At 71.7% G+C, this 12,814-nt stretch carries 9 protein-coding genes; all 9 read left to right on the top strand.

What is annotated here, in order from left to right; genetic code table 11:
- Nucleotides 1-2 precede the first annotated feature (2 nt).
- Genes asnB through MQP27_RS45765 form a run of 9 tightly spaced genes read left to right on the top strand, consistent with a single transcriptional unit; the run spans nucleotide 3 to nucleotide 12,811 of the window.
- Nucleotides 3-1,937, top strand: a complete 1,935-nt coding sequence (gene asnB, locus MQP27_RS45805) for an asparagine synthase (glutamine-hydrolyzing) (RefSeq protein WP_242777017.1) — start codon at nucleotides 3-5, stop codon at nucleotides 1,935-1,937.
- Nucleotides 1,938-1,953: 16 nt separating this feature from the next.
- Complete coding sequence (locus tag MQP27_RS45800) at nucleotides 1,954-4,128, top strand: bi-domain-containing oxidoreductase (RefSeq protein WP_242777015.1); 2,175 nt, start codon at nucleotides 1,954-1,956, stop codon at nucleotides 4,126-4,128.
- A complete protein-coding gene (locus MQP27_RS45795; protein WP_242777013.1) occupies nucleotides 4,125-6,068 on the top strand; it encodes a heparinase II/III family protein in 1,944 nt (647 codons plus the stop codon). The genes MQP27_RS45800 and MQP27_RS45795 overlap by 4 nt, the downstream gene beginning before the upstream one ends.
- Nucleotides 6,065-7,609, top strand: coding sequence for a right-handed parallel beta-helix repeat-containing protein (locus MQP27_RS45790; RefSeq protein ID WP_242777011.1), 1,545 nt, complete (start codon nucleotides 6,065-6,067; stop codon nucleotides 7,607-7,609). Before MQP27_RS45795 ends, MQP27_RS45790 begins: the two co-directional genes overlap by 4 nt.
- A 1-nt stretch (nucleotide 7,610) precedes the next feature.
- Nucleotides 7,611-8,882, top strand: a complete 1,272-nt coding sequence (locus tag MQP27_RS45785) for an O-antigen ligase domain-containing protein (protein ID WP_242777009.1) — start codon at nucleotides 7,611-7,613, stop codon at nucleotides 8,880-8,882.
- 2 nt (nucleotides 8,883-8,884) lie between these two features.
- A complete protein-coding gene (locus MQP27_RS45780) occupies nucleotides 8,885-10,129 on the top strand; it encodes a glycosyltransferase (protein ID WP_242777007.1) in 1,245 nt (414 codons plus the stop codon).
- Entirely contained in the window at nucleotides 10,126-11,385 is a 1,260-nt protein-coding gene (locus MQP27_RS45775) for a class I SAM-dependent methyltransferase (RefSeq protein ID WP_242777005.1), read from the top strand. The genes MQP27_RS45780 and MQP27_RS45775 overlap by 4 nt, the downstream gene beginning before the upstream one ends.
- Entirely contained in the window at nucleotides 11,382-12,167 is a 786-nt protein-coding gene (locus tag MQP27_RS45770; RefSeq protein ID WP_242777003.1) for a sugar phosphate nucleotidyltransferase, read from the top strand. The genes MQP27_RS45775 and MQP27_RS45770 overlap by 4 nt, the downstream gene beginning before the upstream one ends.
- Nucleotides 12,164-12,811, top strand: coding sequence for a PIG-L deacetylase family protein (locus MQP27_RS45765; RefSeq protein ID WP_242777001.1), 648 nt, complete (start codon nucleotides 12,164-12,166; stop codon nucleotides 12,809-12,811). The genes MQP27_RS45770 and MQP27_RS45765 overlap by 4 nt, the downstream gene beginning before the upstream one ends.
- Nucleotides 12,812-12,814 lie beyond the last annotated feature (3 nt).

Genomic DNA, 12,814 nt, shown 5'->3' with positions numbered 1-12,814 from the left:
ACATGTGTGGCATCGCGGGAACGTACCGATGGCCGGACGGCAAGCTCGTCACCGACCGGCTCACCGAATCCCTCGCCCACCGCGGCCCCGACGGGGCGGGCCGCTACGGCCACCCCGTCGGTGACGGTGAAGTACAGCTCGGGCACCGCCGGCTGTCCATCATCGACCTGTCCGAGACCGGCGCCCAGCCGATGGTCAAGGACGGACTCGCCCTGACGTACAACGGCGAGCTGTACAACGCGCCCGAGCTGCGGGCCGAGTTGGAGGCCGCCGGGGTGCGCTTCCGCGGCACCTCCGACACGGAGGTGCTGCTGGAGGCCTGGCGGCGCTGGGGCACGGACTGCCTGCCCCGGCTGCGCGGCATGTTCGCGTTCGGCGTCTTCGACGAGTGCACCGGTGAACTGGTGCTGGTCCGCGACCAGTTGGGCATCAAGCCGCTGTTCCTGCTGCGGCGTGGCGAGGGCCTGGTGTTCGCCTCCGAGCTGAAGGCCCTCGCCCTCGCGACCGGCGGCAGGCTGGAGGTGGACCACGCGGCGCTGGTGGCCTCGCTCCTCTACTACTGGGTGCCGGACTCGCGGTGCGCGCTGCGCGAGGCGGAGAAGCTGCCGCCGGGCAGCTGGCTGCGCTGCCGGCCCGACGGCCGGGTGGAGCGCGGCCGGTTCTGGAACCTGAAGGACGTCGCCGCCGAGGGCCGGGAGCGGGCCCGCGGCGGCGAACTGCCGGACATCGCCGCCGTCGTCGAGGAGTCGACCCGCAGCCACCTGCTCGCCGACGTACCCGTGGCGACCTTCCTCTCCGGCGGCCTGGACTCCAGCTACCTGACCGCGCTGGCGGCCCGCGAGCAGCCGGGGATCTCCGCCTACACGATCGGTTTCCGTGCCGAGGACGCCAAGTTCGAGGCGATGCCGGACGACCTGCGCTACGCCCGGCAGGTCGCCGAGCGGTTCGGCGTCGACCTGCACGAGATCGAGATCGCCCCGAACGTGCTCGACCTGCTGCCGCAGATGACGTACTCCCTGGACGAGCCGATCGGTGACCCCGCCGCCATCAACACCTTCCTGATCTGCACGGCCGCCCGGGAGGCCGGGGTCAAGGTGATGCTCTCCGGGATGGGCGCCGACGAGCTGTTCGCCGGCTACCGCAAGCACCTGGCCAACCTGCTCGCCCTGCGCTACCAGCGCGTCCCGCGGCCCCTGCGGCGCGGGGCGTCCGCGGTGGTGGACCGGCTGCCGGTGGCCACCTCCCGCCGGGGCCTGAGGTCGGTGCGGTTCGCCAAGCGGTTCCTCTCCTTCGCCGACCTGCCGGAGGAGACCGCGTTCCGGCGCAGCTACACCATGTACGACCAGGACGAACTGCTCGCCCTGGTCGATCCCGACCTGGCCGGGACGGTCGACGACGTGCTGACCGAGCACGCGGACGTCTACCAGGACAACGAGCTCGACGACTTCGTCAACCGCATGTGCCTGGCCGACGCCCGGATGTTCCTGCCGGGCCTCAACCTCACCTACACGGACCGCTCCAGCATGGCCGCGTCGACCGAGGTACGGGTGCCGTACGTGGACGTCGAGGTGGTCAAGGCCGCGTTCGCGGTGCCCGGCGACCTCAAGATAGCCGGACGGCAGGGCAAGGCGGTCCTCAAGGAGGCGGCCACCTCGATCCTGCCCCGGGAGATCGTGTACCGGCCCAAGGGCCTGTTCAGCGCCCCGCTGCGGGCCTGGATGAGCCGGGACCTGGCACCACTGGTGCGCGAGGTCGTCAACGACGGCGAGCTCGTCCGCTCCGGGTTCCTGCGGCGCGACGCGCTGGCGCGGATGGTCGCCGCGGACGCCGCCGGGCAGCAGGACTTCTCCAAGCATCTGTGGCATGTGCTGACCCTCGAGTACTGGTATCGCGACGCGACCTCCGGGTCCGGCCAGAGCACTCGGCAAACGGCTTAGAAATCAGGGGACTTCGGTGAAACAGGTCGTACAGAACTACAAGAGCGGCGAGCTGGCGGTGCTCGACGTGCCGGTGCCGGGGTGCAAGCCGGGCGGGGTGCTGGTGCGCAGCGCCTTCTCGCTGATCTCCACCGGCACCGAGATGATGAAGGTGTCCGAGGCCGGCATGTCGATGCTGGGCAAGGCCCGTTCCCGCCCCGACCAGGTGGCCAAGGTCATGCAGAGCGTGGCCACCAACGGGGTGCCCGCCACCTACCGCAAGGTGATGGGCAAGCTCGACTCCTACACCCCGCTCGGCTACTCGCTGTGCGGGATCGTCGAGCAGGTCGGCGCCGGGATCGACGACGTGAAGGTCGGCGACCTCGTGGCCTGCGCGGGCAACGAGCACGCCCTGCACGCCGAGCTGAACTGGGTGCCGAAGAACCTCTACGCCCCGGTGCCCGACGGCCTCGCGCCGCGCCACGCCGCCTTCGGCACGGTCGGGTCGATCGCGATGCAGGGCGTCCGCCAGGGCGAGCCGCAGCTCGGCGAGGTCGCGCTGGTCATCGGCCTCGGGCTGATCGGCCAGCTGGTGGTGCAGCTCCTGGCCGCCGCCGGGGTCCGCGTCGTCGGCGCCGACCCCGACCCGGCGCGCTGCGAACTCGCCGAGCGACTGGGCGCCGCGGCCGTCGGCGACCCCGGGTCCACGGCCGTGGAGACCGCCGTCGCCGAACTCACCGACGGCCACGGCGTCGACCAGGTGTACCTGGCGGCCGGCGGCGGCAGCAACCAGCCCGTCGTGCTCGCCGCCCGCCTGTGCCGGGACCGCGGCCGGGTCGTCGACATCGGCAAGTGCCGTCTGGACCTGCCGTGGAACGCGTACTACGAGAAGGAACTCGACGTCCGCTTCTCCCGCAGCTACGGCCCCGGGCGCTACGACCCTGAGTACGAACTCCAGGGCCGCGACTACCCGATCGGCTACGTCCGCTGGACCGAGCGCCGCAACCTGGCCTGCTTCCTCGACCTCATGGCCCGCGGAAAGGTCGACGTCGAGCCCCTGGTCTCCCACGTCGCCGACTTCGACGACGCCGTCGAGACCTACCAGCGGCTGAAGGACGGCGACCTGAAGGCCGTGGCGGTGCTGTTCCGCTACCCCGAACAGACGGAAGAAGCGACACAAGCCCCGTCGGTGGCCGTGCCCGAGGTGAAGGCGAAGCCGAGTCCGGTCCGGGCCGCGAAGACGCCGGTGCGGCTCGCGTTCGTCGGCGCCGGCAACTACGCCACCTCGATGCTGCTGCCGCACCTCGCCCAGCGCGAGGGGGTCGAGCTGTCGACCGTCGTCACCACGACGGCACTGTCCGGGGCCAACGCGCAGCGCAAGTTCGGCTTCAAGGAGGCGACCACCGACCTCGACGCCGTCCTCGGCGACAAGTCCGTCGACGCCGTGTTCGTCGTCACCCGGCACAGCTCGCACGCCGAACTGACCCGCCAGGCCCTCCTCGCCGGCAAGACCGTGTTCGTCGAGAAGCCCCTCGCGCTCACCGAAGACGAGCTGGCCGGAGTGCTCGCGGCGGTGGAGGAGTCCGGCAACGACCGGCTCCAGGTGGGCTTCAACCGCCGCTTCGCGCCGCTGCTGCAGGAGGCCAGGACGCGGTTCGGCGCCCGGAGCGGCCCGGCGCACCTCCGCTACCTGGTCAACGCCGGACGCCTCGACCACGGCAGCTGGTACCTCCAGCAGGGCTCCGAGGGCTCGCGGTTCGTGGGCGAGGGCGGACACTTCATCGACACGGCGAGCTGGCTGCTCGACGCCGACCCGGTCTCGGTGTACGCGACCGCCACGTCCGGCAACGAGGACCTCCAGGTCGTCCTGCGCTACCCGGACGGCTCCACCGCCACCATCAGCTACGTCACCAGCGGCCCCTCTGGCTTCCCGAAGGAGACGCTGGACCTGGTCGCGGACGGCCGCGCGCTGCGGCTCGACGACTTCGTGCGCGCCTCGGTGTACGGCCCTAAGAAGTGGGTCAGTTCGCGGCTGCCCAAGGCCCGGGACAAGGGGCAGAACGCCGAACTGGCCGCGTTCGTCAAGGCGGTCCGCACCGGCGAGCCGATGCCGGTGCCGCTCCAGTCGCTGGTCGCCACCACGGCGGCCACCCTCGCCGTGCAGGCCGGGCTGGCCGGCGGCGCGCCGGTGACGTTGGCGAGGCCCCGATGACCATGAGCGCGGGCTGGTACCTCCGGCGGCTGTCCCGGATGGGGCCGCAGGAGGTCGCGGGCCGGGTGGGCGACATGCTGCGCACACGGCGGTGGCGGTCGACGCCGCCCGACTGCCCGGGTGTGACCGGTGCCCGGTTCACCGCGGTGCTGCCGGCCGGGACCGTGGCCGCCGTACCCCCGGACGCCGCGAAGCGCCTCGTCGCCGAGGCGGACCGGCTCATGGACGGGCACGCCGAGTTCTTCGGCGTGGTCCGCGACGACCTGGCCGCCCCGGACTGGTGGTTCGACCCGAAGACCGGGCGCCGGGCCCCCTCGGGCTACGCCTTCGACGTCCCGTACCGCAGCGAGGACGCGGTCGGGGACATCAAGCAGATCTGGGAGCCGTCCCGGCACCAGTACCTCACGCAGCTCGCCGCCGCCTACGCGATCACCGGGAACGAGCGGTACGCCGAGCGCGTCGCCGAGCACCTGCGGTCGTGGTGGGCGGCCAACCCGCCGCTCCAGGGCGTCCATTGGATCAGCGGCATCGAGCTGGGCATCCGGCTGCTGTCCTGGGTGTGGGTCCGCCGGCTCCTCGACGGCTGGCCGGGCGCGGCCGAGCTGTTCGAGGACAACCCGGTGGCGCTGAACCAGATCTGGCACCACCAGCGCTGGCTGGCCGCCTTCCCCAGCCGGGGCTCCTCGGCGAACAACCACGTCATCGCGGAGACCGCCGGTCAGTTCGCCGCGGCCTGCGCGTTCGACTGGTTCCCCGCCTCGGCGCGCTGGCGTGCCGACGCGCTGCGGTCGCTGGACCGGCAGCTGCGCGGCAACACCTACGGCTCCGGCCTCAACCGCGAGCTGGCCACCGAGTACCACGGCCTGGTCCTGGAACTCGGCCTGGCCGCGCTGGCCGAGGCGGACGCCGCCGGAGTGCCGGTGCCCGCGACCCTCCGGCTGGTGCTGCTGCGCATGACCGACGCGCTCGCGGCCGTCGTGGACAACCGGCTCCGGCCGCCGCGTCAGGGGGACGCGGACGACGGACACGGTCTGGTCCTGGACGGCGCGGGCACCGACCGCTGGGCCTCACTGCTGGCCACCGGCGACGCGGTGTTCGGCCGGCTCGACTGGTGGCCGGAGGTCACCGGCACCGATGTGCGCACCCCGCTGCTGGCCGCGCTCGTCAAACCCGGCGAACCGTCCGTGACCCGCCCGGCGGCCCGGCCCGGCCACTTCGCGGACGCGGGCATGACGATCCTGCGCGGCCCGGAGGAGATCTGGTGCCGCTGCGACGGCGGCCCGCACGGCTTCCTGTCCATCGCCGCGCACGCGCACGCGGACGCGCTGTCCGTGGAGGTGCGGCACGACGGGGTCGACGTGCTCGCCGACCCGGGGACGTACTGCTACCACGGCCAGCCCGAGTGGCGGCAGTACTTCCGGTCGACCCTCGGCCACAACACCCTGCAGCTGGACGGCGGCGACCAGTCCGTCTCCGGCGGCCCGTTCCTGTGGACCCGGCACGCGCGGAGCCGCGTGCTGACCGCGGACGCGGCCAGCTGGAGCGCCGAGCACGACGGCTACCAGGGCTCCGTGCACCGCCGCCGGGTGGAACTGACGGCGGAGAGCCGGGAGCTGACGATCGTGGACGAGGTGCGGGGCGGCCCACGCCGGGAGGCACGCCTGGCGTTCCACCTCGGCCCGGCGATCAGCGCGGAACTGGCCGGGAATCAGGCCCGGCTCACCTGGACCCGGGACGGCGAGGACCGCTCCGCCGTGCTCGACCTGCCCGGACAGCTGTCCTGGCAGGCGCATCGCGGCGAGAGCGAGCCGCCGCTGGGCTGGTACTCCGCGGGCTTCGGGCGCAAGGAACCCGCCACCACCCTGGTCGGCACCGGCTCCACCGACGGCGCGGAGGGCTTCACCACCGTGCTCAGGTTCCGCGGCCAGGAGGGCACGTGAGGATCGAGAGGTGGCACTGGACGCTGGTGGCGGCACCGCTGGCGCTGGCCCTGGTGACGGCGACCGGCTGCGAGAGCACGTCGGACGCCCGCACGAACCCGACCGCCAGTGCCGCGCCCACCACGTCCGGGGCGCGGACCACGTCCGTCGCCCGGGTGTGCGCCAACCCCGTGGCCGGGCCGACGAAGGCGCCGGCGGGCGCGGTCACGGTCGACCCCGCGAAGGTCGGCGACCTGGCGGCGAAGACCAGGAACAGCCCCGCGAACACCACGTTCTGGCTCAAGCCGGGCAAGCACCGGCTCGACCCGGACCGCTACGCCCAGGTCGTGCCCAAGAAGGGCGACCGCTACATCGGTGCGCCGGGCGCGGTGCTCGACGGCGCGAAGAAGAACCAGTACGCGTTCAGCGGCGGCGCCCGCGACGTCACCATCCGCAATCTGACCGTGCAGCACTTCGTGGCCCCGATGGACGAGGGCGTCGTCAACCACGACTCGGCCGACGGCTGGGTGATCGAGGACTCGACGATCCAGGACAACTCCGGTGCCGCGCTGATGGCCGGCGCCCGCCAGCAGGTCCGCGCCAACTGCCTGCGCGACAACGGCCAGTACGGCATGAACGCGTACAAGGGCAAGGGCCGTATCACCGGCCTGGTGGTCGAGGGCAACGAGATCGTCGGCAACAACACCGGTGACTGGGAGCGGCGCAAGCCGGGCTGCGGCTGCACCGGAGGCGTCAAGTTCTGGGCCGTCGACGGCGCCGACGTGCGCGGCAACTGGGTGCACGACAACCGCGGAACGGGGTTGTGGGCGGACACCAACAACAACGACTTCCTCATCGAGAACAACGTCCTGGAGGCCAACGACGGCGCCGCGCTGATCTACGAGATCAGCTACAACGCGATCATCCGGAACAACACGTTCCGGCGGAACAACTGGGTCGAGGGCCGCAAGGCGGCCGACAGCGGCGACAGCTTCCCGTTCGCGACCGTCTACCTGTCCGAGTCGGGCGGCGAGCCACGGATCAAGGCCCGTACCGACAAGATCGAGGTCTACCGGAACGTGCTGGAGAACAACTGGTCCGGGATCACCCTGTGGGAGAACGCCGACCGGTTCTGCAACAGCCCGGCCAACACCTCCTCCGGCGACTGCACCTTGCTGGTGAAGAAGACCTCCAGCTGCGCGCGGCCGGCGATCGCCAGGGCACCGCTCTACTCCGACTGCCGGTGGAAGACCCAGCGGGTGGACATCCACGACAACCGCTTCGTGCTGGACAAGTCCGTCCTCAAGTGCACGTCGAAGTGCGACCGCATGGCCGTGCTGTCCAACTACGGCACCTATCCGGACTGGTCGCCGTACAAGGGCGAGAAGGTGGCCGACGCGATCACCCGGAAGCAGCACAACCGCTGGCACGACAACGTCTACGTCGGACCGTGGAAGTTCGTCGCCCAGGACCCGAGCAAGGTGCTCGACTTCGCGCAGTGGCGGGGCCTGCCCTACCGGCAGGACGCGGGCAGCACCCTGCGCGCAGGGGACGGTGGTTGAGATGACGGCGAACCGCACGCCGAAGATCGTCGGGACGGTCTGGGGGCTGCTGATCCTCAACACCCTCGGCTCCGCCGGGGCGAAGACCATCGTCCCGCTGCCCCGCTCCCTCATCCAGATGGTCACCATGGGCGCGCTGGTCGCCGCGTTCGCGCTGGCGCTCGCGGTCAACGTCCAGTTGCGCATCCGGCCCACCGCGTACGTGTTCCTGCTCACCGTGCTCCTGGTGTCGAGCGTGATCTCCAGCGCGCACCTGGAGTCCGGCTTCGGCGCGCTGTTCCGCTGCTTCCGGCTCGCCCTGTTCGTGTGCACGCTGTGGCTGCTCACCCGCTGGTGGGACGGCGGCCTGACGTTCGTGCGGCACCACATCCGGATGTACTTCGCGGTGCTCGGACTGGTGGCCCTCGGCCTGGTCGTCTCACCGGGCATGGCCCTGCCCGACCTCTACGGCGGACGGCTGGTCGGCGACCTGTGGCCGCTCACCCCGCCGCAGATCGGACAGTACGCCGCGGTGATCATCGGGCTCACCGTGCTGCTCCTGCTGGGCCGCCGGACCGACGGGAGGAGCGCGGCGGTGGTCATCGTGCCGTCCGCCGTCCTGCTCGCGCTGACCCACACCCGCACGGCCACGCTCGGCCTGCTGCTCGGGCTGCTGCTGGCGATCGGCTCGCTCCTGCTCACCAGCGCCGCGGCCCGCCGCTTCTTCACCTGGGCGGTGGTGTGCGCCACGGTGGCCGCGGTCGGGTTCGCCTCCATGCTCCAGTCGTGGTTCCTGCGCGGACAGAGCAAGGAGAACTTCTCCAGCCTCACCGGCCGGGCCAAGGTCTGGGACGCCCTGCTGGCCGCGCCCCGGACGACGGGGGAGAAGCTGTTCGGCGTCGGCCTCGGCGACAAGTCGTTCGGCGGACTGCCGATCGACAACAGCTGGCTGGCCGTCTACAACGAGCAGGGACTGGTCGGCGTCACCCTGGTCGCGATCGTCCTCGTCGTCCTGGGCGGAGTCGCGCTGCTGCGTCCGCCGTCCTTGCAGCGGGCCTGCGCGATCTTCCTGATCAGCTACTGCGCGATCGCCTCGTACACCGAGGCCGGTCTCGGCGACGCCTCACCGTATCTGCTGCATCTGGCCCTGGCCGCCTCGCTGCTCGCGGCACCCGCCGCCGCGACCGCCCCGCTCGGGACGACCGAGTCGCTCAAGACCCTCGAAGCCCGTACGAAGCCCGAGATCCCCCGACCGCGCGTGCCGCGCTGGGCCCGTGGATCGGAGGTGACCTGAGCATGCACGTCCTCGTGGTGCACAACCGCTACGCCTCGGCGCAGCCGAGCGGCGAGAACAAGGTCGTCGACCAGGAGGTGGAGCTGCTGCGCGCGGGCGGTCACCGGGTCGGGCTGTTCGAGCGGCGCAGCGACGACATCGGCGCCATGTCCCTGCTCGGCAAGGTCGCGGTGCCCCTGCGGGTGCCGTGGAACCCGGCGGTCCGGACGGAGCTCGCGGCCCGGCTGCGCGCCGAGCGGCCGGACGTGGTCCATGTCCACAACGTCTTCCCGCTGCTGTCGCCCGCGGTCCTCGCCGCCTGCGCCGACGCCGGCGTGCCCGCCGTCGCCACGCTGCACAACTACACCCAGATCTGCCCGCCCGGCACACTCCAGCGGGACGGGCGGCCGTGCACCGAGTGCGTCGGCTCGTCGGTGCCGCTGCCCGCGGTCCGGCACGGCTGCTACCGCGACTCCCGCCTCGCGACGGTGCCGCTCGCGGTCAGCATGTCGGCGAACCGGCGGCGCTGGTGGTCCGGCGTGGAGCGGTTCCTGTGCATCTCCGCCGCGCAGCGCGACGTCCTCGTACGGGCCGGGATGCCCGCCGAACGCCTCGCGGTGAAGCACAACTTCGTACCCGACCCGGACGCCCGCCGTACGGACGACGGCGAACACGTGCTCTATCTCGGCCGGCTCGCCGAGGCCAAGGGCGTCCGGCTGCTCATGGCCGCCTGGGACGAGATCACGGCCGGCGGCGGTGTGGGCGTACCGCTCGTGATCGCCGGCACCGGACCACTGGAGGCGGAGGTCACCGCCTGGGCGGCGGGCCGGGACGACGTGCGGTACGTCGGCCTGTACGACACGGCCGAGTGCCAGAAGGCCATCGCGCGGTCGGTCGCCGTGGTGGCCCCCTCGACCTGGCTGGAGGCGTTCGGGCTGGTGGTCGTGGAGGCGATGGCGGCCGGGGTCCCGGTCGTCGCCGCCGGCCACGGCGCCTTCGTCGAACTCGTCGAGGACGGCGTGACCGGACTGCTGCACCGGCCGGGGGAGTCCGCGTCGCTCGCGTCCTGCCTGCGCCGGATCACGGCCGAACCGGCCACCAACCGGGAGCTGGGCCGGACGGCCCGGCTCCGTTACGAACAGGGCTTCAGCCCGGCCGTAGGGCTGGAGCGCCTGGTCGAGGAGTACCGCACCGCGATCGCGGTCCGGTCGGAACGGACTCGCGGCGGGGACTCCCGCGCGAGCAGGGGGGATGGGAACAGCACATGACACGATGCCGACTCTGCGGCTCGGCGACGCTGGCCAGCGTCGTCGATCTGGGGGCGACCCCGCCGTGCGAGAGCTTCCTCGCGGCGGACCAACTGGACCGGCCCGAACCGGCGTACCCGCTGCACCTGCGGGTCTGCACCGACTGCTGGCTCGCCCAGCTGCCTCCGCTGATCACGCCGGAGGAGACGTTCAGCGAGTACGCCTACTTCTCCTCCTACTCGACCTCCTGGGTCGAGCACGCCCGTACGTTCGTCGCCGACGCCGTGGACCGCGCGGGGCTCGACGCCGAGGGCTCCGTCGCCTTCGTGGTCGAGGTCGCGAGCAACGACGGCTACCTGCTCCAGCACGTGGTGGACCGGGGGATCCGCTGCCTGGGCATCGAGCCCTCGGTGAACGTCGGCGCGGCGGCGCGCGAGAAGGGCGTCCCCACGCTCACCGAGTTCCTGAGCCCGGAGACCGGCGCGAAGGTCCGCGCCGAGCACGGCCCGGCGAACCTCGTCGTGGCCAACAACGTGTACGCACACATCCCCGACGTCGTCGGCTTCACCCAGGGGCTGCGCGCCCTGGTCGCCGACGACGGCTGGGTCTCCGTCGAGGTGCAGCACCTGCTGACCCTCATCGAGGAGAACCAGTACGACACCATCTACCACGAGCACTTCCAGTACTACACGGTCGCCTCCGCGATCCGCGCCCTCGCGAGCGGCGGACTCGCCCTCGTGGACGTCGAGTTGCTGCCCACGCACGGCGGCTCCATCCGGCTGTGGGCGAGGCCGGCCGAGGTGGCCGGCGAGCCGACCTCGCGGGTGGCCGACGTACTGGCCCGGGAGAAGGCCGCCGGGCTGCAGGAGCTGTCCGGGTACACCGAGTTCTCCGACCGGGTCGCCAAGGTGCGCCGCGACCTCCTCAAGTTCCTCATCGAGGCGGCCGAGCGCGGCGAGACGGTCGTCGGCTACGGCGCCCCCGGCAAGGGCAACACCCTGCTCAACCACTGCGGCATCCGGCCCGACCTGCTCGCCTACACGGTCGACCGCAACCCCTACAAGCACGGCAGGTTCACCCCCGGCACCCGCATCCCGATCCTGCCGCCCGAGCAGATCGCCGCCGACAAGCCGGACTACGTGCTCGTCCTCCCGTGGAACCTGCGGGCCGAGCTGACCGAGCAGCTGTCCTTCGTCCACGAATGGGGCGGCCGCCTCGTCTTCCCCATCCCGGAACTGAGCATCGTCGACGCCGCGTCGGAAGAGGTCACAGCATGAAGGTCGTTCTGTTCTGCGGCGGTTACGGGATGCGGATGCGCAACGGCACCGCCGACGACGTGCCCAAGCCGATGGCGATGGTCGGCCCGCGCCCGCTGATCTGGCACGTCATGCGCTACTACGCGCACTTCGGGCACAAGGAGTTCATCCTGTGCCTGGGCTACGGCGCCCACCACATCAAGGACTTCTTCCTCAACTACGAGGAGACGACGTCCAACGACTTCGTGCTCCGCAAGGGGCAGACGGAGCTGCTGTCCACCGACATCGCCGACTGGACGATCACGTTCGCGCAGACCGGCATCGAGTCGCCCATCGGCGAGCGGCTGCGCCGGGTGCGCCACCACCTGGACGGGGACGAGATGTTCCTCGCCAACTACGCCGACGTCCTCACCGACGCCCCGCTGCCCGAGATGATCGAGAAGTTCTCGCAGCGCGACGCCGGCGCCTCGATGATGGTCGTGCCGCCCCAGTCCTCCTTCCACTGCGTGGAGTTGGGCGAGGACAACCTGGTCGGCGGCATCACCGCGGTGAGCGAACTGCCCCTGTGGGAGAACGGCGGCTACTTCGTGCTCCGCCAGGAGGTCTTCGACCACATCCCGGAGAACGGCGACCTGGTCGCCGACGGCTGCGCCCAACTCGCCAAGCGCGGGCGGCTGGTGGCGCATCAGCACCGCGGCTTCTGGAAGCCGACCGACACCGTGAAGGAGCGCGCCGCCCTCGACGCCGCCTATGCCCAGGGCGACCGTCCGTGGGCCGTGTGGGAGCAGGGAGTACGAGCGTGATCCGACTCGGGGCCGGGTCCCCGGACGCGATCGTCGCCGTGGGCGCCCACTGCGACGACATCGCGATCGGTGTCGGCGGCACGCTGCTCGCCCTGTGCCTCGCGCGGCCCGGCCTGCGGGTCGACGCGCTGGTGCTCTCCGGCGGCGGCACCGAACGCGAGCAGGAGGAGCGGGCCGCGCTCGCCGCCTTCTGCCCGGGCGCCGACCTGCGGCTGACCGTGCTCAAGCTGCCGGACGGCCGGATGCCCGTGCACTGGGACGAGGCCAAGGCCGCGGTCGAGGAACTGCGCGCGCAGACCGACCCGGACCTGATCCTCGCCCCGCGCACCGACGACGCCCACCAGGACCACCGCGGCCTGGCACAGCTCATCCCCACCGCCTTCCGCGACCACCTCGTGCTCGGCTACGAGATCGTCAAGTGGGACGGCGACCTCGGCCGCATGACGGCCTACCAGCCGCTGCCTGTGGAGATCGCCGAGGAGAAGGTACGGCTGCTGCAGGAGCACTACGCCTCGCAGCGCCACCGGCCCTGGTACGACCGGGAGGCCTTCCTGGGCCTCGCGCGGATCCGCGGCATCGAATGCCACGAGCGATACGCCGAAGCGTTCGCCGTCACCAAACTCAAGCTCAACCTTGGGGGTTGAACC

It is taken from the genome of Streptomyces cylindrosporus (assembly GCF_022698165.1).
Lineage (GTDB): Bacteria > Actinomycetota > Actinomycetes > Streptomycetales > Streptomycetaceae > Streptomyces > Streptomyces cylindrosporus.
The sequence above is the reverse complement of the archived record's forward strand: the minus strand, read 5'-3'. Positions and strand labels throughout refer to the sequence as shown.